The following is a 24582-nucleotide window of genomic DNA, read 5'->3' as shown; positions in this document are numbered from 1 at the left end:
CGAAGGGCGGGCGGGGCCCGGTGCGGCAGTGAGGGTCGCCACAGCGGCCCTCCCGCACGGCCCGACCTGTCCGTACCCCCCGTTACCGTTACGAGGTGACCGCCGTGCTCAGCCACCCCGACCAGCTCAAGGAGCTGCTGGGCATCCCCTTCAACCGGGAACAGATGGCGGCCATCGGCGCCCCCCTCCAGCCGGCCGTCATCGTCGCCGGCGCCGGCTCCGGCAAGACCACCGTGATGGCCGCCCGCGTCGTCTGGCTGGTCGGCTCCGGCGCCGTCCGCCCCGAGGAGGTGCTCGGCCTCACCTTCACCAACAAGGCCGCCGGTGAGCTCGCCGAACGCGTCCGCACCGCCCTGCTGCGCCTCGGCGGGCCGGGGGTGTCCTCGGCCGACGGGTGGGAGCGGGCTCCGGACCCCGGCGAGGAACCGCTCGGCGAACCCGAGATCTCGACCTACCACGCCTTCGCCGGCCGCCTCCTCAAGGAGCACGGCCTGCGGATCGGCATCGAACCCGACGTCCGCCTGCTCGCCGACGCCACCCGGTTCCAGCTCGCCGCCAAGGTGCTGCGCACCGCCCGCGGCCCCTTCCCGGCCCTCACCGGCACCTTCGCCAACCTCGTCGCCGACCTCATCGCGCTGGACGGCGAGCTCGCCGAGCACCTCGTCGACCCCGACACCCTGCGCGCCTTCGACGAGGAACTGCTCGACACCCTCGCCACCGCCAGGCTCACCAACGACGACCTGCGGGCCGTCCCCACCGCCGCCCGGGCCCGCCTGGAACTGCTCCGCCTGGTCGAGGACTACCGGCGCCGCAAGGCCACCGCCGGGCTGATGGACTTCGGCGACCAGATCGCCGCCGCCGCCCGGCTCGCCCAGCAGCGCCCCGAGGTCGGCGCCCTGCTGCGCGGCCAGTTCCGGGTGGTCCTGCTCGACGAGTACCAGGACACCTCGGTCGCCCAGCGGCTCATGCTCGCCGGTCTCTTCGGCGCGGGCCCGGACGGCGGCCCGTCCGGACACCCGGTCACCGCCGTCGGCGACCCCTGCCAGGCCATCTACGGCTGGCGCGGCGCCTCCGTCGCCAACCTCGACGAGTTCCCCCGGCACTTCCCCCGGGCCGACGGCGCCCCGGCGGACCGGTACGCGCTCAGCGAGAACCGCCGCAGCGGCGGGCGGCTGCTCGCCTTCGCCAACCGGCTGGCCGCGCCGCTGCGCGCGATGCACGAGGGCGTCGAGGCGCTGCGCCCGGCCCCCGGCGCCGAGCACGACGGCTTCGTGCGGGCCGCGCTGCTGCCCACCCACGCCGAGGAGATCGACTGGCTGGCCGACTCGGTCGCCCACCTCGTGCGCACCGGCACCGCGCCCGGCCGGATCGCGGTGCTCTGCCGCGGCGGCGCGGCCTTCCCCGACATCCACGCCGCGCTGGTCGCCCGCGACGTGCCGGTCGAGGTGGTCGGCCTCGGCGGGCTGCTCCACCTGCCCGAGGTCGCGGACCTGGTCGCGGTCTGCGAGGTGCTCCAGGACCCCACCGCCAACGCCGCCCTGGTCCGGCTGCTGATCGGCCCGCGCTGGCGGATCGGCCCGCGCGACCTCGCCCTGCTCGGCCGGCGCGCCGCCGACCTGGTCCGCACCGCCCGGCCCGACGGCGTCGAACCGCTGGCCGCCGCCGTCGCCGAGACCGACCCCACCGAGGTGGTCTCGCTGGCCGACGCGCTGGAGACCTTCCTCGACCGCGACCAGCCCGACGAACTGCCGTTCTCGCCCGAGGCCCGGGTGCGTTTCGCCCGGCTCGCCCGCGAACTGCGCGACCTGCGCCGCTCGCTGGCGGAGCCGCTGATGGACGTGCTGCACCGGGTCCTCGCCGCGACCGGCCTGGAGGTCGAACTCGCGGCCTCGCCGCAGGCGCTGGCCGCCCGCCGCCGGGAGACCCTGCACGCCTTCCTGGACGTCGCCGCCTCCTTCGCCGACCTCGACGGCGACCCGGGCCTGGCCGCCTTCCTCGGCTTCCTGCGCGCCGCCCAGGAGCACGACCGCGGCCTCGACGCCGGCCTCCCCGGCGGCGAGGACACCGTCAAGGTGCTCACCGCGCACAAGTCGAAGGGGCTGGAGTGGGACGTCGTCGCCGTCCCCGGCCTGGTCCGCGGCGCCTTCCCGTCCTCCACCGCGCGCGAGCGCTGGACCAGCACCAAGCGCGTCCTCCCGCACGCCCTGCGCGGCGACGGGGCCACCCTGCCCGACGTGCGCGACGGCTGGACCGGAAAGTCGATGACCGCGTTCAAGGCCGCGCTCGCCGAACACTCCGGCACCGAGGAACTGCGCCTCGGCTACGTGGCCTTCACCCGGCCGCGAGCCCTGCTGCTCGCCTCCGGCCACTGGTGGGGGCCCAGCCAGAAGACCCCGCGCGGCCCGTCCGCCTTCCTGGAGCAGTTGCGCGACCACTGCGAGGAGCCCGGCAACGGCGAGATCGAGCACTGGGCCGAGCAGCCGGCCAAGGGCGCCGAGAACCCGGCGCTGGCCTCGCCCGTCGAACGCCCCTGGCCGCTGCCGCTCGACCCGGCCGCCCAGCACGCCCGCCGCCGGGTCGCCGAGGTGGTGCTCGGGCGGCTCGCCGGGCAGCCCGCCCCCGAACCCGGCCCGATGGCCCCCGAGGACCGCCGCCTGGTCGACTCCTGGGACCGTGATCTGAAGGCGCTGACGGGAGAGTTGGAGCGCTTCCGGCGCGGTGTGCGGGAGGTGCCGCTGCCGGCCTCGCTGTCCGCCACCCAGCTGCTGCGCCTGGCCGCCGACCCGGACGGCTTCGCGCACGACCTGGCCCGGCCGATGCCGCGCCCGCCGCAGCCCGCCGCCCGCCGCGGCACCCGCTTCCACGCCTGGGTGCAGTCCCGGATCGAGCCGCTGATGCTGATCGGGCCGGAGGCGCTGCCCGGCGCCGACGACGACGGCATCGAGGACGAACGGGACCTGGAGCGGCTCAAGGAGGCGTTCCTGCGCACGCCGTACGCGGACCGGGAGCCGCACCGGGTCGAGGCGCCGTTCCATCTGGTGCTGGCGGGCCGGGTGGTGCGCGGCCGGATCGACGCGGTCTACCGTGACGGTGACGGCGGGTCAGAATTCGGCGGCGCGTCACGCTACGAAGTGGTGGACTGGAAGACGCACCGCGAGGAGACCGCCGATCCGCTCCAACTCGCCGTCTACCGGCTCGCCTGGGCCGAACAGGCCGGCGTTCCCCTGGAGCAGGTCACGGCCTCCTTCCTGTACGTCCGCAGTGGCCGGATCGAACAACCCGCAGGACTTCCCGACCGAAAAGAGTTGGAACGGCTCCTGATCGGGAACAGTGAAGAATGAGTCACGGAGAGCATTCAAGTCATCACGGCATCGGGCGAAACCTGTGCGTAGTGCACGTTTCGCGCCTATTGTGGGGTCGGTAACCGGTCAACCCCCGTGCTCCGGCCGCCAGCGACGCCCGCATTCCCTAACCCTCAGTCATCACCGCAGGTGCCCCCCGGGCATCGGCGTCTTCTGCTGGAGAGACCGAAGTTGAGCGCGACCGGATGGATCAGAGAACGGTTCGCCGGGCCGACCCCGGGAACCGCACCCGGCGCGACCGGCACCTGGCCGAGGACGGCGCTCACGCTGCCGTTCATCGGCATGGCGCTGGTCGTCGTCCTCGACTACTTCACCGACGCCGCCGTCACCGTCGAACCGGCGCTCACCGCCGTCCCCGCCCTGGCCGCCGTGGTCAGCCGGCGCACCTGGTACCCGCTGGCCATCGGCGCCTGCACCGAGGCCGCCGCCTTCCTGATGGCCTTCCACAACGACGTGCTCGGCGAGTCCGTGCACAGCGCCACCGTCTTCGCGATCGTCCTGGTCGCCGCGATCGGGTGGGTCAGCGCCACCCTGCGGCTGCGCCAGGAACAGCTCCTCGCCGACGCCCAGCTGGTCGCCTCGATCGCCCGACGGGTCCTGCTCCGGCCCGTGCCCGAGCGGGTCGGCACCGTCAAGGCGGCCGTCCACTACGAGGCCGCCGCCGCGCACGCCAGGATCGGCGGCGACCTCTACGAGGTCGTCAACACCCGGCACGGCGTCCGGGCCGTGGTCGGTGACGTCCGCGGCAAGGGGCTCGGCGCCGTCGAGACCGCCGCCGCCGTGCTCGGCGCCTTCCGCGAGGCCGCCCACCAGGAGGCCGCCCTCGACCGGGTGGCCGGCTGGCTCGCCGTCAGCCTCGACCGCGCCCTGCACGAGAACGACCACCCGGGCGTGGAGGAGGAGTTCGTCACCCTCGTCCTGATCGGCGTCCGGTCCGACGGCACCGCCGAGATCGTCAACTGCGGCCACCCGGCCCCGCTGCTGCTGCGCGGGACCGAACCGGTACGGCCGCTCGAACTCGCCGAGACGGTGCCCCCGCTCGGCGTCCTCGACCCCGCCGACGTCCGGCCGCCGGTGCACCGCGTCCCGCTGCGCCACGGCGACCGGGTGCTGCTCTTCACCGACGGCGTCATCGAGGCGCGGGACCGGGCCGGCGTCTTCTACCCGCTCGCGGACCGGCTCCCGGTCTGCGCCGACGGACGCCCGGCCGACGTGCTGCGCCGCCTGCACGAGGACGTGGTCCGCCACGTCGGCCGCCAGCTCGGCGACGACGCCGCCATGCTGCTGCTCCAGTACGACCCGCAGCCGGTCGCCGACCGGCCGGACCCGGCCGCGAACGTCCCGCACGTCCCGCACCAGAACGGCCAGCTCTCCCGTCCGGCGGTGGCGGGGCCGGCCGCCCCGGCCCCCGGCGGTCGGTCAGAGTGAGGCCTCCACCACCAGCGGCCGGTGGTCCGAGACCCCGGTGAGCGGAGCGGCTGCCGGGCCGACGGCGGCGCGCGGCACGCCGATCGCCAGCACGTGGTCGAACTGGACCGCCGGCCGGTGCGACGGGTAGGTGGGCGTGCGGGCGAGGTCGTACCAGCCCTGCAGCCGGGCCCGCGGCTCGCGCACCCGGCGCCGGCGGGCGTCGGTGAACTGCGGCCGGGCCCGCCGGGCCGCCCGCAGTTCGCGGACCTTCGCGCGGGGCGCGGTGCGGTCCAGCGCCGCCGCCGAGCCCAGGACGGTGCGCGGCACCGCGCCGATCAGGTTGAAGTCGCCGAGCACCAGGTACGGCTGCGGCAGGTCGGCGATCCAGCGCCGGATCCCGGCGAGCTGCGCCATGTTCCAGCCGGGCACGAACGACAGGTGCGCCGCCACCACGGTGAACGGTCCGTTCCCGCCCTCCAGCACCGCGGCCAGCGCGGCCCGCGGCTCGTCGGGGACGGGGGTGAGCCCGCGGCGTCCGGCCACCCGCAGCGGCAGCCCGAACGGGGCGGGCGCGAACCGGCGGGCCCGCCAGTGCAGCACCGGCAGTCGGGTCAGCAGCGCCGTGCCGTACGCGGGCGGGGCGTCGTCGCCGACCTCGCCCGGCCCGTAGACCTGGATCCCGGCGGGCACCGAGAGGTCGGGCACCCAGCCGGCCACCGGTGCGGGCCGGCCGTGCAGGGCGGCGGCGAACCGCCAGTCGGCCGCGCCCATCGCCTTGGCGGCGACGGCGGCCTGGTCGGTGCCGCCGGACCGGGCCTGGTGCCGGTCCACCTCCTGGAGGGCCAGCACGTCGGCGTCCAGTGCGGCCACCGCCTCCGCCAGCGGCCCGCCGGGGTCGGCCGGGTAGGGGCGGGGGGCGCCGTCCGGGGCGAGGGGCTGACCGTGCAGCAGATTGAAGGTGGCGATGCGCAACTGGCTCACACCGCACGACGGTACCCGCTCGCCGGGGGCCGGTGCGCGGCCGCGGTCCCCGGCGGGCGCGGGAGCGGCCGGTACGGCCCCGGCGCGGCTCGGCCGCGGGGGGCTCGGCTTGACCTGCCGGGCATACCCGGTATACATACTCGGTATGTCCATCCGTCACGGCCTGCTCGCCCTGCTCGACCAGGGGCCGCGCTACGGCTACCAGCTGAGAACCGAGTTCGAGGCGCGCACCGGCGCCACCTGGCCGCTCAACGTCGGCCAGGTCTACACCACCCTCGCCCGCCTGGAACGCGACGGACTGGTCGTCCCCGCCGGCGAGGACGACGAAGGGCACCAGTTCTACGCCGTCACCGACGCCGGCCGGGCCGAACTGCACGCCTGGTTCGACAGCCCGGTGCCGCGCACCAACCCGCCCCGCGACGAGCTCGCCATCAAGCTCGCCATGGCCGTCACCGTCCCCGGCGTCGACGTGCCCGCCGTCGTCCAGAGCCAGCGCCGGCACAGCATCAAGGCGCTCCAGGACTACACCCGGCTCAAGGGCCGCGCCCTCGCCGGCGAGAGCCGCCCCACCGCCACCGGCGGGACGGCCGCGACGTACGACGGCACCGGCGCCGACCTGGCCTGGCTGCTCGTCCTCGAACAGCTCATCTTCCAGACCGAGGCCGAGGTCCGCTGGCTCGACCACTGCGAGACCCGGCTCGCCCAGCGCGCCGAGATCGAACAGGCCCGCGCCGCCGAGAACCGGCAGAACGACCCCGCGCCGGCGCCCGCGCCCCGCCGGATCGGACGCCGCCGCACCACGGCCTGAGCCGCCCCGGCGGCCCACCCCGTACGGACCCCGACACCGTACGCACCGACGAACCACCGGCCCGGCCGCACCACACGATGCGGCGGGCCCCACCACAGCAGGGGGAATCGTGTCCCACACCGATCCGACCAGGGACGGCCGCAAGCCCGTCCTGCACCTGGACAACGTCACCCGCGTCCACGGGCAGGGCGCCGGCGAGGTGCGGGCGCTGCGCGGCGTCGACCTCAAGGTCCACCCCGGGGAGTTCGTCGCCGTCATGGGCCCGTCCGGGTCCGGCAAGTCCACCCTGCTCACCCTCGCGGGCGGCCTGGACACCCCCACCGACGGCCAGGTCCTCGTCGAAGGCGTCGCCCTCGGCGGACTCGACCGCAAGCGGCTCGCCGAGGTCCGCCGCCGATCCGTCGGCTACGTCTTCCAGGACTACAACCTGATACCGGCCCTCACCGCCGCCGAGAACATCTCCCTCCCGCGTGAACTCGACGGCCTCTCCGGCCGCGCCGCCCGCCGCGAGGCCCTCGTCGCCCTCGAAGAGCTCGGCATCCCCGAACTCGCCGACCGCTTCCCCGACGACATGTCCGGCGGCCAGCAGCAGCGCGTCGCCATCGCCCGCGCCCTCATCGGCGACCGCCGCCTCGTCCTCGCCGACGAGCCCACCGGCGCCCTCGACTCCACCACCGGCGAGTCGGTCCTCGCCGTCCTGCGCGCCCGCTGCGACGAGGGCGCCGCCGCCATGATGGTCACCCACGAACCCCGGCACGCCGCCTGGGCCGACCGCGTCGTGTTCCTCCGCGACGGCCGCATGGTCGACGAGAGCGTCAGCCAGGACGCCGGCAGCCTCCTCGTCGCCGCCGCCGCCAACGCGAAGGGCCCGGTGGAGCAGTGAAGCTCAGCGCCTGGCGGGTCGCCCTGCGCATCGCCCGCCGTGACGCCCTGCGCGCCAAGGGCCGCAGCGCCCTCGTCGTCGCCATGGTCGCCCTGCCCGTCCTCGGCGTGGCCGGCGCCGACGTCGTCTTCCGCAGCGCCGAACTCGACCCGGGCGAGAAGGTCGTCCGCACCATGGGCCGGTCCGCCGCCGAGATCCGCCTGCTCGAACGCGGCTCCATCGTGCTCCAGCCGCCGGACCCGGAGTCCGACTTCCACCTGGAGAGCGCCGAGGAGGCCAAGAAGGAGAACGGGCAGCCCGTCCACACCCCCGAGCAGAAGCGCAGCCTCGCCACCGAGCCCGGCGAACTCGTCAAGCAGCTCCTGCCGGCCGGCGCCACCCTCGTCCCCGTGCGCCAGGGCCCCTACACCGCCAGCAGCACCCGCGACGGCCTCGTCAACGTCAAGACCGTCGAGGCCGACCTCACCGACCCGGTCTGGCGCGGACGGATCGACCTCGTCGGGGGCCGCGCCCCGAGCGCCGACCACGAGGTCGCCGTCACCCGGGACTTCCTCGACCGCTCCGGGCTGCGGATCGGCGACCGGACCGCCCCGCGCGGCCTCGAAGCCACCCCGTACACCATCACCGGTGTCGCCGAGTACCCCGGAGACCTGCGCACCGCCGCCGTCGTCGCCCGGCCCGGCGCCCTGATCGACCCGCTCGGCAAACTGCCCGGCGCCGATGCGAACCGGGGCCGCGGCTCCTCCTCGGGCTCCGACGACCGCTGGCTGGTCAAGCTCCCCACCGGCGGCGTCGTCGACTGGGCCAAGGTCCAGGAGCTCAACAAGCACGGATTCACCGTCAGCTCCCGCGCCGTCATGCTCGACCCGCCGGCCCGCTCCGAGGTGCCGTTCTACGACTACCAGGACCGCCGGGGCGGCGGCGCGACCCCGTTCCTCGACAAGACCTCCGTCGTCATCCTCGCCACCGTCGTCGGCATGGCCCTGCTGGAGATCGTGCTCCTCGCGGGCCCCGCCTTCGCCGTCGGTGCCCGGCGCTCCCGGCGGCAGCTCGGCCTGCTCGCCGCCGGCGGCGGTGACCGCGCCAACGTCCGCGCCGTCGTCCTCGGCGGCGGTGTCGTCCTCGGCCTCACCGGCGCGGCCGTCGGCCTCGTCACCGGCATCGGCCTGGTCGCCGCGCTGCGCACCTCCGCGGAGAGCTACGCAGGGGAGCGGTTCGGCCACTTCGACCTGCAGCCGGTCGACCTGTTCGGCATCCTGCTGATCGGCCTGGTCACCGGCCTGCTCGCGGCCGTCGTCCCCGCCGTCCAGGCCTCCCGCCAGGACGTCGTGGCCGCGCTCACCGGCCGCGACAGCCTCAAGCCGCCGAGCCGCAAGCTCGCCCTGCTCGGCCTGGCGATGCTCGGCGCCGGCTCCGCCCTCGCCCTGCTCGGCGCCACCGGCGGCTTCGGCAGCCGCTCGACGGCCGTCCTCGGCGGCTCGGCCGTCGCCGAACTCGGCATGGTCGCCCTCACCCCCTACCTGGTCGGCCTCTTCGGCCGGATCGGCCGCTGGCTGCCCCTCGGCCCCCGCCTCGCCCTGCGCGACTCCGTCCGCCACCGCGGCCGCACCGCCCCCGCGGTCGCCGCCGTGATGGCCGCCGTCGCGGGCTCCGTCGCCGTCGGCATCTACGGCGCCAGCAGCGACGAGCAGCACCGGCGCGAGTACACCGCCGCCGGCCCGGCCAACGCGGTCATCGTCACCAACGGCTGGGGCGCCGCCTCCGACGGCTCGATGCTCCCGCAGCTGCGCGGCGCCGTGCAGGACAACATCCCCGCCCTCGGCGAGCGCGCCGACGTCCGGCGCGTCAACTACAAGGGCGACTGCCGGGCCACCAACGGCTCCTGCGGCCACGTCGGCATCGTCCTGCCCGAGGAACTGCGCTGCCCGGTCTGGGGCAAGCGGTCCGTCATGATCGACGGCGAGGCCGAGCGGCTGCTCCGCGAGGACCCGCGCTGCCGCTCGGCGTACGTCTTCCGCGGCAGCTCCTTCGGGAGCGTCCAGGCCGGCGACGGCAACCTGCTGCGCAACCTCTACGGCGCCACCGACCCGGCCGGCGCCCAGGCGCTCGCCGCCGGCAAGGTCGTGGTCTTCGACCAGCGCTACATCAAGGACGGGAAGGTGACGTTCGAACTCACCGAGCCGGACGACCCGAACCAGCCGGTCACCCCCGACCGGGAGCCGGTCGTCCACCCCGTCACCGTCGACGCCGTCCACGTCGAAGCGCCGGTCCAGGCCGGCGGCGACGCCGTGCTCGGCGCCGACACCGCCGTCCGCCTCGGTCTCACCACCAGCGACTCCGGTTCGGTCTGGCTGCCCGGGACCGCGCCGACCGACCGGGCGGAGCAGAAGGTCCGCGGCGCGCTCGCCAAGCTGTCCGACGGCACCGACTTCGAGGTCGAGCGCGGCTACCGGTCGGAGAACGACCTGATCTCCCTCGGGCTCACCGCCTTCGCGGGCCTGGTCGCCCTCGGCGCCGCGGGCATCGCCACCGGTCTCGCCGCCGCCGACTCCCAGCGGGACCTGACCACCCTCGCGGCGGTCGGCGCCGCGCCCCGGGTCCGGCGCACCCTCTCCGGCTTCCAGTGCGGCGTCATCGCCGCGATGGGCGCCCTGCTCGGTGCCGTCGCCGGGGTCGTGCCCGCCGTGGCGCTGCGCAAGGTCGAGGCCGCCGCGCAGACCTACCCGGGGATGAGCCTCCAGGAGGAGACCGCCAAGGGCGTCGTGGTCTTCCCCTGGCTCAACGTCGGGGCCACCGTGGTCCTGCTGCCGCTGCTCGCGGTGGCGCTGGCCGCACTGCTCACCCGCTCGCGGATCTCACTGCTGCGGCGCTCCGGCTGAGCACCGTCCTCCCGCCCCCGTCGCCCCCGGTCGCCGCCCCCCTGCGGCCGGGGGTGACGGACGTTACAGGCCTTCCGGTGTCCACCGGCCGGGACCGGGGCCCGTCCGACCCGCACGGGCGAACTAAAGTCGTCCGTATGACGAGAACTCCGGACAGCGTCGTCCGCGCCTTCATCGACCAGCACCAGGCCGCCTTCCTCGCGGACCTCGCCGACTGGCTCCGCATCCCCTCGGTCTCCGCCGACCCCGGCCGGGCCGACGACGTGCGCCGCTCCGCCGAGTGGCTGGCCGCGAAGCTGCGCGACACCGGCTTCCCGGTGGCCGAGGTCTGGGAGACGGACGGCCTGCCGGCGGTCTTCGCCGAGTGGCCGTCCGGGGACTCGTCCGCGCCGACCGTGCTGGTCTACGGGCACCACGACGTGCAGCCGGCGGCCAAGGAGGACGGCTGGGCGACCGAGCCGTTCGAGCCGACCGTGGTCGGGAAGCAGCTGTTCGCCCGCGGCGCCGCCGACGACAAGGGCCAGGTCTTCTTCCACACCCTGGGGGTGCGGGCCCACCTGGCCGCCACCGGCCGCACCGCGCCGGCCGTCAACCTCAAGCTGCTGATCGAGGGCGAGGAGGAGTCCGGCTCGCCGCACTTCGCCGACCTGGTCCGGCGCGAGGCCGCGCGGCTCGCCGCCGACGTGGTGATCATCTCGGACACCGGGATGTGGTCCGAGACCACGCCGACCGTCTGCACCGGCATGCGCGGCCTGGCCGACGCCCAGATCGACCTGTACGGGCCGGACACCGACATCCACTCCGGCTCGTTCGGCGGCGCCGTGCCCAACCCGGCCGCCGTCGCCGCCGACCTGGCCGCCGGCCTGCACGACGCGGACCGCCGGGTCGCCGTCCCCGGCTTCTACGACGGCGTGATCGAACTGACCGAGCGCGAGCGCGAGCTCTTCGCCGAGCTGCCCTTCGACGAGGCGCAGTGGCTGAGGGTCGCCAAGTCGTACGGCACCCTCGGCGAGGCCGGCTACTCCACCCTGGAGCGGATCTGGGCCCGGCCGACCGCCGAGGTCAACGGCATCTGGGGCGGTTACACCGGCCCCGGCGGCAAGACCATCGTGCCCTCCTCGGCCCACCTCAAGCTCTCCTTCCGGCTGGTCGCCGGACAGGAGGTGGAGAAGGTCCGGGAGGCCGTCCGCGCCTGGGTGGCCGACCGGGTCCCGGCGGGCATCCGGTACGAGCTGGTCTTCCCGGGGGCGACCCGGCCCTGCCTGACCCCGCTCGACCACCCGGCGCTGCAGTCCACCGTCCGGGCGATGGGGCGGGCCTTCGAACAGAAGATCCTCTTCACCCGGGAGGGCGGCTCCGGCCCGGCCGCCGACCTCCAGGACGTGCTCGGCGCGCCGGTGCTGTTCCTCGGCATCTCGGTGCCCTCGGACGGCTGGCACTCGGTCGACGAGAAGGTCGAGCTGGACCTGCTGGCCAAGGGTGTGGAGACCGCCGCCTACCTCTGGGCCGACCTGGCCGAGAACTGGCGGCCGGGCAGCGCGAGCGAGTGAACCCGAACCGTCCGGAAGACACATCACGTGGGGATGGAAACAGTTGAGCACCGTGCCTGAGACCGAACACCCGCTGCACCTGGCGCTGGCCCGGGCCGGGGTGGACCGGGCGGCCCAGCACCGGTTCGACGAACCCTGGCTGGCGGCCGCCTGGAGCCACCCGACCACCAAGGTGCTGCCGATCGCCGGCGGCGAGGCCTTCGTGGTCGACACCGGGCAGGGGACCGAGCTGGTCCTGATGCCCTCCTTCGAGGCGCCGCAGACCGGCGACCGGTACTTCCTCGGCACCGACGAGGACGGCGTCTCCTACTTCGCGCTGGCGGGCGAGAGCCTGCCGGGCCGGCTGGACGGCGACGCCCGCCCGGCCGGGCTGCGCGAGGTCGGCGCCCTGCTCTCCGGCCGGGACGCCGGGCTGCTGGTGCACGCCGTCGCGCTGGAGCACTGGCACCGGCTGCACAGCTTCTGCTCGCGCTGCGGCCACCCGACCGAGAAGGCCGGGGCCGGTCACGTGCGGCGGTGCACGTCCTGCGCGGCCGAGCACTACCCGCGCACCGACCCGGCGGTGATCATGATGATCACCGACGACGAGGACCGCTGCCTGCTCGGCCGCCAGGCGCTCTGGCCCGAGGGACGCTGGTCGACGCTGGCCGGCTTCGTCGAGCCGGGGGAGTCGATCGAGCAGGCGGTCGTCCGCGAGGTGTACGAGGAGGCCGGGGTCCGGGTCTCCGCCGTCTCCTACGTGGCCAGCCAGCCGTGGCCGTTCCCGTCCAGCCTGATGCTCGGCTTCATGGGCAAGGCGGACCCGGCGGGCACCACGATCACCGTGGACGGCGAGGAACTGGCCGAGGCGCGCTGGTTCTCCCGGGAGGAGCTGCGGGCCGGGATGGCGGCGGGGGAGATCCTGCCGCCGTCGGGGATCTCGATCGCCCGGCACCTGGTCGAGCTCTGGTACGGGGAGCCGTTGCCGTCGGCGGCCCGCTGGTAGTCACCGGGGGGCCGGTGGCGACGGGCTCGAAGGCCGACGGGCCGGGCGGCACGGGCTCGGGCGTAACGGGCCGGGCGTAACGGCCCGGGTGTAACGGGCCCGGGTGTAACGGCCCGGCCGTAATTCGAGTGGATTGAAGCGTTCTTGATATTGGGGGCGCGCGGACCAGTTCCGTGCGCCCCCAATATTCCTTCCGAAACCGCCGGCTTCCGATGTTCGTAACCGGAGCGGCCCTGTCCAGTACGGCACGTGCGCGGGTGCCGGCCGCCGTCACCGATCCCGGGCGACTTTGTCGCAAACGCCTGAAAGCCCGTCGCCGCCCTCGCTACATTCTCTCGGGTGACAATCCCACGGGGCACCGCCCAATCCCCCAAATACCAGCGCCTCGCCGCAGACCTGCGCCGACGGATCGCCGAGGGCGAGTTCACCACCGAGGCCGCCCTCCCGGTCGAGAGCGAACTGGAACGCCAGTACGGGGTCGCCCGCAACACCGTCCGGCTGGCCGTCGACGTGCTGGTCAACGAAGGCCGCCTGGTCCGGCTCCAGGGCAAGGGGACCTACCTGCGCGAGCACCCGGTGCTCGACCACCGCGCCTACGGGCCCGCGCCCGGCCGCGACGTCCGCCCCAGCCTGCCGGGGCCGGCCGGACCGTCGGGCGCCTCCGGGTCCGCCGGGTCCTCCGGGCTCTCCGGGCTCTCCGGATCCGTCGGGTCCGTCGGGATGCCCGGGCTCTCCGGGGCCCTGGTGGCCTCGGCGGCGTCGGGGAGCACGGCGGCGACGGGGACCACGGGAGTGCCGGGTGCCCCGGGGGCCGAGGACGGCCCGCGCGACTGCCTGGCCGTCCCCAGTGCCGTCTACCGCGGCGAGGCCGCCGACGCCGGACGCGAGCTCACCGTCGACTTCGAGATGATGATCGTCCGGGCCCGGATCGACATCGCCGAACGGCTCGGCCTGCGCCCCGGCGAGGCGATCGTCGTCCGCCGCCAGCTGCGCCTGCTCGACCGCGAGCCCTACTCCATCGAGGAGAGCCACTACCGGGCGGGCCTCGCCGCCGGCACCCCGCTGATGGAGCCCGACCAGATCGACGGCGGTGACGAGGCGGTGCTCGCCGCCCTCGGACGCACCGAGATCGGCGCGGTCGACCACCTGGTCGCGCGGATGCCGGGCCCCGAGGAGGCCCAGTGGTTCCAGGGCGGCCCCGGCGTGCCGCTGGTGGTCCAGACCCGGGTCACGTACGACCGCCGCGGGCCGGTCCGGGTCATCGAGACCCGCTACTCCGCCGACCGCAGCCGGCTGGTCTACGGCATCGGCGACCTCGCCGCCCGGGCGTCGCTGCCCGCGCCCGCCGCACCCGTCGACCCGGCCCGGGCCGACGCGCCGTAGCGCGCCGTGCCCGGGCCCGCGGACCTCAGGCCGCCAGGGCCTTCTTCACCTGGAGCAGGCTCGGGTTGGTCATCACGACCCGCTCGCCGCCGCCCGCCGGCTGCACCAGCACCGTCGGGACGGTCTGGTTGCCGTTGTTCACCGACTCGACGAAGGACGCCGACGCCGGGTCGTCCTCGATGTTGATCTCGGTGTAGCCGATGCCTTCACGGTCCAGCTGGCTCTTGAGCCGGTTGCAGTAGCCGCACCAGGTCGTGCTGTACATCGTCACGCTGCCGGACATCGGGGGGACTCCTTCGAAAGAGAGAGGGGCGTACGGTTCCAGGAGGAGAACGTCCGCCGTACGGCGGTCATTCCGCGCCCCGGCCGGCGGCCCCGCGTCGTTCCGCGCGGTCGCGGAGAAGCACACCCCGGCGTGCGGCGAAGGGAACGCGCCCTCAAGTGCGACAACCCGCCGGACCGTGCAGCGATCATCCTGCGATCACACCGCACCTGTGGACAACCGCTCCCCGGTTGTCCGAGCGGGCTGAGAGGATGGAACGCATGCAGGAAGACCTCTTGAGCGGCATTCCGTTCGACGACCACGGCAGCGACCGGTCCGGCCGATACGACGCCACCGGTCCCGACGCGGTCCTCGCCGGGCTCGACCCCGAACAGCGGGCCGTCGCCACCGCCCTGCACGGGCCCGTCTGCGTCCTCGCGGGAGCCGGCACCGGCAAGACCCGGGCCATCACCCACCGCATCGCCTACGGCGTGCGCAGCGGTGTCTACCAGCCCCAGCAGGTCCTCGCGGTCACCTTCACCGCCCGCGCCGCCGGCGAGATGCGCGGCCGCCTGCGCCAGCTCGGCGCCGAGGGCGTCCAGGCCCGCACCTTCCACGCCGCCGCCCTCCGCCAGCTCCAGTACTTCTGGCCGCGCGCCGTCGGCGGACCGGTGCCCCAGCTGCTGGAACGCAAGGTCCAGCTGGTCGCCGAGGCCGCGAGCCGCTGCGGCCTGCGCGTCCAGCGCACCGAACTGCGCGACCTCACCGCCGAGATCGAATGGGCCAAGGTCACCCAGATCGGCCCCGACGACTACCCCGCCGCCGTCCAGAAGTCCGGCCGCGAGGCCCCCCGGGACCCGGCCGAGACCGCCCAGGTCTACCGCGTCTACGAAGAGGCCAAGACCCGCCGCGGCGTCATCGACTTCGAGGACGTCCTGCTGCTCACCGCCGCCATCCTGGAGGACCGCCCCGACATCGCCGACCAGGTCCGGTCCCAGTACCGGCACTTCACCGTCGACGAGTACCAGGACGTCTCCCCGCTCCAGCAGCGCCTCCTCGACCAGTGGACCGGACCCGGCGGCGGCGCCAGCCTGTGCGTCGTCGGCGACGCCAGCCAGACCATCTACTCCTTCACCGGCGCCACCCCGGACTACCTGCTCAACTTCCGCACCCGCCACCCCGAGGCGACGGTCGTCAAGCTGGTCCGCGACTACCGCTCCACCCCGCAGGTCGTCCACCTCGCCAACGGGCTGCTCTCCCAGGCCCGCGGCGAGGCCGCCCGGCACCGCCTCGAACTCGTCTCCCAGCGCGAGGCCGGCCCCGAGCCGGTCTACACCGAGTACGAGGACGAGCCGACCGAGGCCGAGACCACCGCCCGCCGGATCAAGGACCTCCTCGCCGCCGGCGTCCGCGCCAGCGAGGTCGCGGTGCTCTTCCGCACCAACGGCCAGTCCGAGGTCTACGAGCAGGCCCTCGCCGACCTCGGCGTCCCCTACCAGCTCAAGGGTGCCGAGCGGTTCTTCGAACGGCCCGAGGTCCGCGACGCCGGCGTCCTGCTGCGCGGCGCCGCCCGGGCCGGCTCCGACCCGCTCACCGACGACGCCCCCGACCTCGCCGGCCAGGTTCGCGCCGTCCTCGCCACCCGCGGGTTCACCGCCGAGCCGCCGGCCGGCTCCGGGGCCGTCCGCGACCGCTGGGAGTCCCTCGCGGCGCTCGTCCGCCTCGCCGAGGAGTTCGAACGCACCCGGACCGCCGAGGGCCTGGCCGGCGACCTCGCCGCCTACGTCGCCGAACTCGACGCCCGCGCCGCCGCCCAGCACGCCCCCGCCGTCGAGGGCGTCACACTCGCCTCCCTGCACGCCGCCAAGGGCCTCGAATGGGACGCCGTCTTCCTCGTCGGCCTCACCGAGGGCACCCTGCCGATCATCTACGCCAAGACCGACGAGCAGGTCGAGGAGGAGCGCCGCCTCCTCTACGTCGGCGTCACCCGCGCCCGCAAGCACCTCTCCCTCTCCTGGGCGCTCTCCCGCTCCCCCGGCGGCCGGGCCTCCCGCAAGCCCAGCCGCTTCCTCGACGGACTGCGCCCCGGCTCCAGCGCCCCCGGCGCCCGCTCCGCGGGCCGCGGCGGACGCGGCGGCGTCGAGGCGGGCGAGCGCTCCGCCGCCCGCCGGGCCCGCGGACCGGTCAAGTGCCGGGTCTGCGACCGTGCCCTCACCGAGGCCGTCGAGCGCAAGCTCCGCCGCTGCGAGACCTGCCCGTCCACCATGGACGAGGCGCTGTACGAACGGCTGCGCGAGTGGCGGGCCGCCCAGGCCCGCAAGCAGGGGGCCCCGGCCTACGTCGTCTTCACCGACGCCACGCTGATGGCCATCGCCGAGGACGTCCCCGGCACCCGTCAGGAGCTGGCCGTCATCTCCGGAGTCGGTGCCATGAAGCTGGACAAATACGGGGCCGCCGTGCTCTCGTTGTGTGCGGGGGAGGAGCCCGAGGAGGATCCGGCGGACGTCGAGGACGACCGGTCGGACGAACCGGCGTGAGCCGGTCCGGGGCGATCACAGCCGGCGTCGTGAGATGCCGCGGAGACCGTCGGGAAACTCGCCGGAAAAATAGTTTGCGCGCCGTACCGGGAGCGCAATAGCCTGCCGGAGCGGTCAAGGGGAACGCGGTCGCACGGGGTGACGCCTGTGCCACTGTCTCCTGCGCCGACCAGCCACACACCAGCTTGACCAGCTCGAACCAGCTTCACCGAGACAGACATCCGAACAGTTCGGAGCCCGGGAGACCAGGCTCCGCGAGACGCCGAGAGGAGGCGAAGGCAGTGGGAACCACCATGATCACCAAAATGACTGGCCAGACCGCCGACGCTGCCCTCCTGCGCGCCGCCCACCTGCGGGCACTCGCTGAGCTGTGCGGAACCGGTCTGGGCCTCGACACCACCGGTGTCTCCGTCGCTCCCGCCACCCCCGCCCTCGCTGTCAGTGGCCTTGGCCAAACTGACCTCGGCAGCACCGGCATCAATGGCGGCAACCTCGACGGCACCAGTGTCGAAGGCGGTCTGTCCCGTGACTGGGCGTCGGTCGATGCGTCGCGCTCCCCGCGTGATGAGCGACCGATCCAGGCACCGAAGGCAGCTGTAGTCGCCATGCATGGCGACTATGCGCAGGTCGTCGGTGCCGGAAACACCCAGAAGCAGAACGAGCAGCAGATCAAGCAGGCCACGGCCGCCTTTACCGGCGCCACGGCCATCCGGATGCGGGCCTTCCGCGGGCCTGAACCCTGGAGAGAACGAACCTGAGCGAGCCTCAGGTCGGCACCTCCAGGGCCGCGGAACCCGTCACACCGGGATCCGCGGCCCTTCTGTTTTGTCCGGTACGCACGACCACCCAGGCCCTCCGGGGCCTCCGGCCCAGCCCCACCAGTCAGCTGAGCCGGACCCACTGAAAAGACGAGGAAGACGCCCACAGTGTCCACGGTCATCACACCGCCCACCCCGTCCGTACCGCCGACGAACCAGATCCAGGCCGACCAGGCCGACCCTCCGGAGGTTTCCCCCATGCAGATCACCTCGATCGACCAGGCCGAAGAGCTCGGTCTCCCCGTGCCGTGCCGCGCCTTCGACCCCGAGGTCTTCTTCGCCGAGACGCCCGCCGACGTCGAGTACGCGAAGTCCCTCTGCGGCACCTGCCCCGTCAAGGACGCCTGTCTCACCGGCGCCCTGGAGCGCCGCGAGCCCTGGGGCGTCTGGGGCGGCGAGCTCTTCGTCCAGGGTGTCGTCGTGGCCCGCAAGCGGCCGCGTGGCCGCCCGCGCAAGACCGAGGTCGCGGCGTGAACCCCGTGTTCGGAGCCGAGGCCGTCCGCCGGGGAGAGCAGCCCCCGCTGGACAGCGCCCTCCGCCGCTCCGTACGCATCGCCGCCGCCAAGGCCGACACGGCCCGCGTCCACCCCTTCCCGACAACGCACCACGAGCAGGACCACCACATGACCGCCGCCGCCGTCGATCCCACCGTCCGCGCAGAGCAGACCACCGAACGTCAGATCCAGAACAGGACCCTCGAAATGCAACTTCTCCACGAATCCCTGGCTCGCGCCCATATGCAAGAGCGCCTCCAGGAGGCGGAGCACCAACGACTCGTCGTCCGGGTCGCCCGGGCCCACCGGCTCAAGCAGAAGGCCGAGCGGGCCTCGATGCGTGCCCGCAAGGCCCTCGCCGTCGCGCTGATGTAGTCGCGCGGACGCAGTCGTCCCGGTGCCGTCGCACCGCCGACACCGCCCCGGCCACCGCCGGACCCCCGTCGTGCCGCAGGCCGCCCCCCGTACCCGGGGGGCGGCCTGCGGCCGTTGTCGCACGATCCGAGCGGGCGGTCGTCCGCCGGACGCTCCGCCGGGCACTGCGCCGAGCCGGGGCGTCGCGCGCGGCCGTGCCCTCCGCCGCGCGGCGCGGAGCTGCACGGCGTACTGCCGAGCGGTTCAGCCCTTCTTGGCCGGCCCCCGCCGCTTCGCCGGGGCCGGCGGCTCCTCCGCGAACTCCGGCAGCCACTCCAGCATCTCCGCCCGGAACGGCGCCTTCGCCCCCAGCTGGCAGAGCACCCCGATCGTGCTCAGCGTCACCCGGTGGATCAACAGGTAGGACGGCGGCAGGTTCAACTGCTTGCCCAGGTTGTACGCCGGCGACCGGGGATCGGCGATCCGCGCCGCCTGCGCCCGCATCCACGCCCGGGTGAAGTGGAACGAGTCCACGGCCGCGGGCTCGATCATCGGCAGCAGGTAGTCCAGCACCGCGTCCGGGTCCAGCTCGATCGAGGGCTTCACGAAGCCCTCCTCCCGCAGCATCGCCAGCACACCCGTCGCGTCCCCGGCCAGGGCCATCCGCAGCGACGCCCCGATCGGCGCGGGGAGCCCGCCCGGCAACCGGTCCACCGTCCCGAAGTCCAGCACCCCCAGCCGCCAGCCCTCCACCGGGCCGTCGTCCTTCAGCAGCCGGAAGTTGCCCGGGTGCGGGTCGGCGTGCAGCAACCCCGTCCGCGACGGACCGGCGAACAGGAACCGTGCCAGCAGCCGGCCCGCCCGGTCCCGCTCCTCCTGCGTGCCGCTCGTGATCACCTCGGACAGCGGCGTGCCGTCCATCCACTCCGACACCAGCACCTGGTCGGCCTGCGCCACGACACCCGGCACCACGATCTCCGGGTCGTTCGCGAACTCCTCGGCATGGCGTTCCTGGGCCTGCGCCTCCAGCTCGTAGTCCAGCTCCTCGGCGACCCGCTCGCGCAGCTCGGTGATCAGCGGCTTGATGTCCAGCCCCGGAATCAGCGGACCCAGCAACCAGGCCACCCGGCTCAGCTGCGTGAGATCCGCGAGCAGTGCGTCCCCCGCCCCCGGGTACTGCACCTTGACCGCGACCGCGCGCCCGTCGTGCCAGACCGCCCGGTGCACCTGGCCGATCGAGGCAGCCGCGGCCGGACGCTCGTCGAACTCCCGGAACAGCTTCCGCCAGTCCTTGCCCAGCCGTTGCTCCAGCGCCGTGTGCACGGTGGCGGCGGGCATCGGCGGCGCGGCGTCCTGCAGCTTGGTCAGCGCCGCCCGGTACGGGCCCGCCACCTCCTCGGGCAGCGCGGCCTCGAAGACGGACAGCACCTGCCCGAACTTCATCGCCCCGCCCTTGAGTTCACCCAGGACCTTGAAGAGCTGGTCGGCGGTCGCCTGCTGCAGTTCGGCCGTCACCACCTCGGCCGAGCGTCCGCCGATCCGCTTCCCCAGCCCGAGAGTGGCCCGGCCGGCTATCCCCAGCGGCAGGGCGGCGAGTCTTGCCGTGCGGGTCATTGCCTTGCGCGGAAGATCGCTCACCCGGGCCTCCAATCGACACGCCCCCGGCCCCCGCAGCGGAGGCCGGCTGTCATAGGCCATTGTGCCCGCTCGCCGCCCCGGCCCCGGCCGGATTTCGCACCCCGCCGGGGCCGGGACCGACCTCAGCCCCGGCCTCCGGGCCGCGGACGGGTGCCGATGGCCTGCGGGAACGAGAACAGTCGGTGCGGGTCGTACCGGTGCTTCACCGCGACCAGTCGCGGATAGTTCTCGCCGTAGTAGGCGCGCTGCCAGTCCGGCAGACCGGGGTCGATGAAGTTCTGGTAGCTCTCGCCGCCGGAGTGCGGGTCGAGCAGCGCGAACCCGCCGTCCACCCAGCCCCGGGCGGCGGCGACCGCGGCCTCGTCCACCGGGCCCGTGGCGATGACCGCGCCGAAGCTCGCGTTGAACTGCGCGTCGCGGTGGACGTACGCGGTGGCGGTCCGTGCCGGGTCGTTGGCCGCGCCGCCCAGCGCGCTTAGCTGGACCATCCGCTGCTGGCCCGCCTGCCGGTCGGTGCCGAGGCGGCCGATCGCGGCCTCCCAGACCGCGCGGGGCGGAGGCCCGTCGAACAGCCTGCCCCGGTCCACCGCGGCGGTCGGCCGGGCCAGTACGGCGGCCGGACCGGTGCCCGCCCGGTGGCACTGCTCCTGGGTGAAGGACCCGCAGCCGTAGAGGCCCATCATGACGGAGCGGTACGGCGCGGTGAAGCTGTTCCGGGAGGCCGGGACCGCGCCGACCAGCGAGACCAACCGGCCGATCTCCGCCGAGAGTTCGGCCTCGGTGCCGACCGAACCGATCAGCACCGAGATGAACGGGGGCGCACCGGGGGCGGCGGGGAGACCGACCACGGCGCCGCCGCCCAGCGTCCGAGGGGCGTCGGGCAGCCAGTGCGCCCAGGCGTCGAGCAGGTCGACCGCGTGGTCGAAGGTCCAGGAGAGGTTGGCCAGGGTCAGTGTGGCCAGCGGGACGGCCTTCACCGTGTAGGAGGTGACGACACCGAAATTGCCGCCACCGCCGCCGCGCAGCGCCCAGTACAGGTCGTCGTGGTCGTCCGGCGAGGCGGTGACCGTCCTGCCGTTCGCCAGCACCACACGGGCGGAGGTCACCTTGTCGCTGGAGATGCCGACGTGCCGGGTGAGCAGGCCGATACCCCCACCCTGGAGGAAGCCGCCCAGGGAGACGGTGGGACAGAACCCGCCGGACACCGCGAGGCCGTACGGGGCGACGGCGTTGGTCACGTCGACCAGCTGGGTGCCGCCGCCGAAGGTGGCCGAGCCGTCGGCGGCGACGGCGGCCGAGTTGAGGCGGGAGACGTCGATCACCAGCCCGGTGCCGGTGGAGTAGCCGCCGCCGCTGTGGCCGCCGGCGCGGACGGCGATCGGGATGTCCTGGTCCTGGGCGTAGCGGAGACAGAGGGAGACGTCGGCCTCGTCGGCGCAGTAGGCGACGGCGGCCGGTTCAACGGCGTCGAAGCGGGCCTGGCCGATCTGCTTGGCGACGCCGTAGGCCGGGTCGCCGGGGAGGACGAGGGTGCCGTGCAGACGGCCGGAGAGCCGGGACCAGCGCCGTCGCCGGGTCTCGGCGGTCGTGGCGACGGCGGGGAGAGCGGGGACGGCCGCCAGCGGAAGGGCCAGCGCGCCGGCACCGCCGAGGAGCGATCTGCGAGTGATCATGCCGGGACCTTTCGGTGAGGTCGTGCACGAGCGGTGCGATCGGTGGAAGGGGCCATCTTCCGGTCGTCGGCCGGGTGGCCGACGACACAGTAGCGCAGGGGGTGGGCGGGGGACGGGGGGTTCGGGAGGGCCTTTCCGCGCTTCGGGGCCCACCCCCCACCCCCTCCCACCCACCCGCCTCTCGTGTCTCCTGACGACCCTTCCGTCCCATGCTTTCCGTCCCACGCCCGTCACCCATCGCCGGGTGCCCGGACCGGGTACCCGGCATCGGGTCGTCACTCGGCAGCCGGTGCTCGGTCGGCACCCGGCACCCACGGCGGGGCGCCCGACGGAACGGCGCAGGCACCTGGCGGCCGGGGGTTCGGACCGGTGGCGGTGGGGACGGCCGTCTCACCCACCGGTCGGTCCTCGGCCCGGCCGGGCCGACTCGCCGTTCCCTCCCTCCCTTCCTCCTTCTCCTTCTCCTCCTTCTCCTTCCTCCCTCGGCGGCGGACTCAGTGCGGCGGCGTCGGCTGCCAGAGGCACCCGCAGTCCGCGTGGCCCTTGAGCCGCAGACGACGCGGCATTCCGTCGACGGCGGACACCTCGCACCAGCCGTCGATGCTCGGTGGCCGGCCGCCGTCCAGGAAGATCTGGACGTGCAGCGCCGCGAGTCCGGCGACGGCGGTCGCGAGTGCGGTGTCGCAGGCCGGTGTCCGGGCCCGACCCGGGCCGCCGTCGGCGAGCTGGGCGAGGATGCGCGGCCAGGCCGCGTCCTCGTCCTCCCGGGCCAGCACCAGACAGTGGCCGCAGGCCGACACCCCCGGTACCACCAGCGGGCCGACGACGCCGAACTCCTCCACGACCCCGACGTACAGGTGCGGTACCCCGGCGCGGAGCAGCTCGCGGGCCTGGGGCGTTCCGCCGGCGAACGCCCCACTGCCGTCCCGGGGTGTCAGCACCACCAGGTCGGGAAGCCCTGGTCTCGGCCGTCCGCTGCGCCGGGCCGGGTGCCTGGCGCAGGCCCGGTCGACGGCCTCGCGGGCGGCGGTGGCCCGTAGCCGCCCGACCTCTCCCGGTGGCAGGCCGGCGGGGGAGGTGTCGGCGGGGGTGACCCGGCCGGAGTCCACCACGGTGACCGCTCCGGTGCCGCCGGCCGCGAGCACGGCCGCCAGGGCCGCGCCGATGCGCCCGGCGCCGCGGACCTCCACCGCATGGTCGGCCCGGTGGGCCAGCACGGCGGGAGCGGCGCCGGGGGTGGAGTGGATCAGGGAGAGCGAGGCGAGGTCGGGGCCGAGCATCTCGCGGTGCGGCTGGGGGAAGCGGGCGAGCGCCCGGTCGGCGGCCTCGGCGTCGTCGAGCACCCCGGCCTCCTCCAGCAGGTCGAGCACGGTGTCGGCGGGCTCGCGCCCGAAGCCGGTCCGCTCGCCCTCGGCGAGCAGGGCGGGGCGGTCGCGCGTCCCGTCGACCAGTCCGAGGAAGTCACAGAGGGCCTGGTCGGCGCGGGCGAGGACGCCGGCGTGCCGGGAGACGGTGCCGAACTGCAGGGTGTCCGAGTCCCGCCAGCTGCGGGAGAGGGCGGGCTTGAGGGCGAGGCGCACGGCGGTCTTCCTTCCGATCGGTTCCGGACGGTCGACGGCAGCATGCCCGATCGGGGTGCCGGGGTGCGCTGCGTTGTCCACAGGCTCGGGTGCATGATCGGATCATTCGTCCGCATACCCTGTGGATAACTTGACGTCCGGTGCGAGGTCGGATTCCGGACACCTTCTGTCGGCCTTTCGTTCCCGATCGCTCCACGAAACATTTCGGCCACGGCAGCGGACTTCTGTCAGGGGTACCGGGTAACGTCGTGTGCCATGGCAGCCGAACGGGACTCCCATCCCCAGGCGTCGCCTCGGCGTGCCCGTGCAGCGTCCGGGTCGCAAGTGGCGGCGCCGAGTACGCGCGGGCGTCCGGAGCAGCAACCAGGGGCCGCGCGGTCGGAGCCGTTCGACCGCTCCCGGGTGGAGGTGCGGCGCAGCGCCCGGCGCAGCCGGACGGTCTCCGCGTACCGGGAGGGCGACCGCACCATCGTGCTGATCCCGGCCCGGATGTCGCACGCCGAGGAACAGCGCTGGGTCGCGCAGATGCTGGAGAAGCTCGCCGCCCAGGAGAGCCGCCGGGTGCTCGGCGACGACGCGCTGGTGGCGCGGGCCCGTGAGCTCTCCGCCGCCTACCTGGACGACCGGGCCGAGCCGGCCCAGGTGCGCTGGGTGACGAACCAGAACTCGCGGTGGGGTTCGTGCACCCCCAGTGAGCGGACGATCCGGCTCTCGCACCGTCTCCAGGGCATGCCGGAGTACGTCGTCGACTACGTGCTGCTGCACGAGCTGGCGCATCTGCTGGTGCCGGACCACGGGCCGGCCTTCTGGGCGCTGCTGGAGGCCTATCCGAGGACGGAGCGGGCCCGCGGCTACCTGGAGGGCGTGGTGTCGGCGGCCCGGCTGCCGCACATTCCGGGGGCGCGGCACGCCGGTCCGCCGGACTCGGAACCGGCCGGTTCCTGCGGCTGAGGCGGTGGCCCCGCGGCTCGCGGGAGCCGCGGCG

The 24582-nt window shown here is 74.5% G+C and carries 18 protein-coding genes; 13 read left to right on the top strand and 5 right to left on the bottom strand.

Translation table 11 applies throughout. From position 1 onward, the window contains the following. The first annotated feature begins 95 nt into the window (after nucleotides 1–95). Both ACFWIC_RS24295 and ACFWIC_RS24290 read left to right on the top strand, forming a co-directional pair. Complete coding sequence (locus ACFWIC_RS24295) at nucleotides 96–3341, top strand: ATP-dependent DNA helicase (RefSeq protein ID WP_329949236.1); 3246 nt, start codon at nucleotides 96–98, stop codon at nucleotides 3339–3341. Between the two features lie 192 nt (nucleotides 3342–3533). Next, the gene (locus ACFWIC_RS24290) at nucleotides 3534–4790 is read left to right on the top strand and encodes a PP2C family protein-serine/threonine phosphatase (RefSeq protein ID WP_329883157.1); all 1257 of its coding nucleotides are present in this window, start codon (nucleotides 3534–3536) and stop codon (nucleotides 4788–4790) included. Here ACFWIC_RS24290 and ACFWIC_RS24285 read toward each other — a convergent pair. Next, nucleotides 4782–5753 carry an endonuclease/exonuclease/phosphatase family protein gene (locus ACFWIC_RS24285; RefSeq protein WP_329883156.1) on the bottom strand — a complete coding sequence of 324 codons (972 nt, stop codon included), beginning with the start codon at nucleotides 5751–5753 and terminating at the stop codon, nucleotides 4782–4784. The genes ACFWIC_RS24290 and ACFWIC_RS24285 overlap by 9 nt on opposite strands. Nucleotides 5754–5898: 145 nt before the next feature. Here ACFWIC_RS24285 and ACFWIC_RS24280 point away from each other — a divergent pair, with 145 nt between their 5' ends. The 6 genes from ACFWIC_RS24280 (at nucleotide 5899) to ACFWIC_RS24255 (ending at nucleotide 14241) form a co-directional block, all read left to right on the top strand. Beyond that, entirely contained in the window at nucleotides 5899–6561 is a 663-nt protein-coding gene (locus ACFWIC_RS24280) for a PadR family transcriptional regulator (protein ID WP_380355888.1), read from the top strand. A gap of 109 nt (nucleotides 6562–6670) precedes the next feature. Further along, nucleotides 6671–7444 carry an ABC transporter ATP-binding protein gene (locus ACFWIC_RS24275; protein WP_329883154.1) on the top strand — a complete coding sequence of 258 codons (774 nt, stop codon included), beginning with the start codon at nucleotides 6671–6673 and terminating at the stop codon, nucleotides 7442–7444. Then, nucleotides 7441–10323, top strand: coding sequence for an FtsX-like permease family protein (locus ACFWIC_RS24270; RefSeq protein WP_380520008.1), 2883 nt, complete (start codon nucleotides 7441–7443; stop codon nucleotides 10321–10323). Before ACFWIC_RS24275 ends, ACFWIC_RS24270 begins: the two co-directional genes overlap by 4 nt. A 137-nt stretch (nucleotides 10324–10460) precedes the next feature. Further along, on the top strand, nucleotides 10461–11873 hold the full coding sequence (locus tag ACFWIC_RS24265) for a dipeptidase (protein ID WP_329949239.1): 1413 nt from the start codon (nucleotides 10461–10463) through the stop codon (nucleotides 11871–11873). A 43-nt stretch (nucleotides 11874–11916) separates the two neighbouring features. After that, nucleotides 11917–12858, top strand: a complete 942-nt coding sequence (gene nudC, locus ACFWIC_RS24260; RefSeq protein WP_380355880.1) for an NAD(+) diphosphatase — start codon at nucleotides 11917–11919, stop codon at nucleotides 12856–12858. 339 nt (nucleotides 12859–13197) lie between these two features. After that, nucleotides 13198–14241 (top strand): GntR family transcriptional regulator, encoded by a 1044-nt coding sequence (locus ACFWIC_RS24255; RefSeq protein WP_380520007.1) that lies wholly within the window; start codon nucleotides 13198–13200, stop codon nucleotides 14239–14241. A 25-nt stretch (nucleotides 14242–14266) separates the two neighbouring features. On the opposite strand, the gene ACFWIC_RS24250 is transcribed toward ACFWIC_RS24255, so the two are convergent. Further along, on the bottom strand, nucleotides 14267–14524 hold the full coding sequence (locus ACFWIC_RS24250) for a mycoredoxin (protein ID WP_380520006.1): 258 nt from the start codon (nucleotides 14522–14524) through the stop codon (nucleotides 14267–14269). Between the two features lie 260 nt (nucleotides 14525–14784). Between ACFWIC_RS24250 and ACFWIC_RS24245 the strand changes: the two genes are divergently transcribed. The 4 genes from ACFWIC_RS24245 (at nucleotide 14785) to ACFWIC_RS24230 (ending at nucleotide 18727) form a co-directional block, all read left to right on the top strand. Continuing rightward, nucleotides 14785–17040 (top strand): ATP-dependent DNA helicase UvrD2, encoded by a 2256-nt coding sequence (locus ACFWIC_RS24245; protein WP_380520005.1) that lies wholly within the window; start codon nucleotides 14785–14787, stop codon nucleotides 17038–17040. A gap of 281 nt (nucleotides 17041–17321) precedes the next feature. Continuing rightward, nucleotides 17322–17798, top strand: coding sequence for a hypothetical protein (locus ACFWIC_RS24240; protein WP_380520004.1), 477 nt, complete (start codon nucleotides 17322–17324; stop codon nucleotides 17796–17798). A gap of 168 nt (nucleotides 17799–17966) precedes the next feature. Then, nucleotides 17967–18332, top strand: coding sequence for a WhiB family transcriptional regulator (locus ACFWIC_RS24235; RefSeq protein ID WP_380355869.1), 366 nt, complete (start codon nucleotides 17967–17969; stop codon nucleotides 18330–18332). A gap of 149 nt (nucleotides 18333–18481) precedes the next feature. Further along, nucleotides 18482–18727, top strand: coding sequence for a hypothetical protein (locus ACFWIC_RS24230; RefSeq protein WP_380355913.1), 246 nt, complete (start codon nucleotides 18482–18484; stop codon nucleotides 18725–18727). A 243-nt stretch (nucleotides 18728–18970) separates the two neighbouring features. Here ACFWIC_RS24230 and ACFWIC_RS24225 read toward each other — a convergent pair whose 3' ends face one another. The 3 genes from ACFWIC_RS24225 to ACFWIC_RS24215 form a co-directional block, all read right to left on the bottom strand. Then, on the bottom strand, nucleotides 18971–20344 hold the full coding sequence (locus ACFWIC_RS24225) for an AarF/ABC1/UbiB kinase family protein (protein WP_329883145.1): 1374 nt from the start codon (nucleotides 20342–20344) through the stop codon (nucleotides 18971–18973). A gap of 122 nt (nucleotides 20345–20466) precedes the next feature. Continuing rightward, complete coding sequence (locus tag ACFWIC_RS24220) at nucleotides 20467–22017, bottom strand: FAD-binding oxidoreductase (RefSeq protein WP_329883144.1); 1551 nt, start codon at nucleotides 22015–22017, stop codon at nucleotides 20467–20469. A 494-nt stretch (nucleotides 22018–22511) separates the two neighbouring features. Then, complete coding sequence (locus tag ACFWIC_RS24215; RefSeq protein ID WP_355399427.1) at nucleotides 22512–23597, bottom strand: ThiF family adenylyltransferase; 1086 nt, start codon at nucleotides 23595–23597, stop codon at nucleotides 22512–22514. A 255-nt stretch (nucleotides 23598–23852) separates the two neighbouring features. Between ACFWIC_RS24215 and ACFWIC_RS24210 the strand changes: the two genes are divergently transcribed. Next, nucleotides 23853–24548, top strand: a complete 696-nt coding sequence (locus ACFWIC_RS24210; RefSeq protein WP_329883142.1) for a M48 family metallopeptidase — start codon at nucleotides 23853–23855, stop codon at nucleotides 24546–24548. Nucleotides 24549–24582 lie beyond the last annotated feature (34 nt).

The sequence above is a fragment of the Kitasatospora sp. NPDC127035 genome (assembly GCF_042726075.1).
Taxonomy (GTDB): domain Bacteria; phylum Actinomycetota; class Actinomycetes; order Streptomycetales; family Streptomycetaceae; genus Kitasatospora.
The sequence above is the reverse complement of the archived record's forward strand: the minus strand, read 5'-3'. Positions and strand labels throughout refer to the sequence as shown.

Bases quoted from the DNA above. Each gene is read 5' to 3' on its own strand.
- ACFWIC_RS24280 (WP_380355888.1), top strand. From the start codon at position 5,899: ATGTCCATCCGTCACGGCCTGCTCGCCCTGCTCGACCAGGGGCCGCGC.
- ACFWIC_RS24265 (WP_329949239.1), top strand. From the start codon at position 10,461: ATGACGAGAACTCCGGACAGCGTCGTCCGCGCCTTCATCGACCAGCAC.
- ACFWIC_RS24250 (WP_380520006.1), bottom strand. From the start codon at position 14,524: ATGTCCGGCAGCGTGACGATGTACAGCACGACCTGGTGCGGCTACTGC.
- ACFWIC_RS24245 (WP_380520005.1), top strand. From the start codon at position 14,785: ATGCAGGAAGACCTCTTGAGCGGCATTCCGTTCGACGACCACGGCAGC.
- ACFWIC_RS24230 (WP_380355913.1), top strand. From the start codon at position 18,482: ATGACCGCCGCCGCCGTCGATCCCACCGTCCGCGCAGAGCAGACCACC.
- ACFWIC_RS24220 (WP_329883144.1), bottom strand. From the start codon at position 22,017: ATGATCACTCGCAGATCGCTCCTCGGCGGTGCCGGCGCGCTGGCCCTT.
- ACFWIC_RS24210 (WP_329883142.1), top strand. From the start codon at position 23,853: ATGGCAGCCGAACGGGACTCCCATCCCCAGGCGTCGCCTCGGCGTGCC.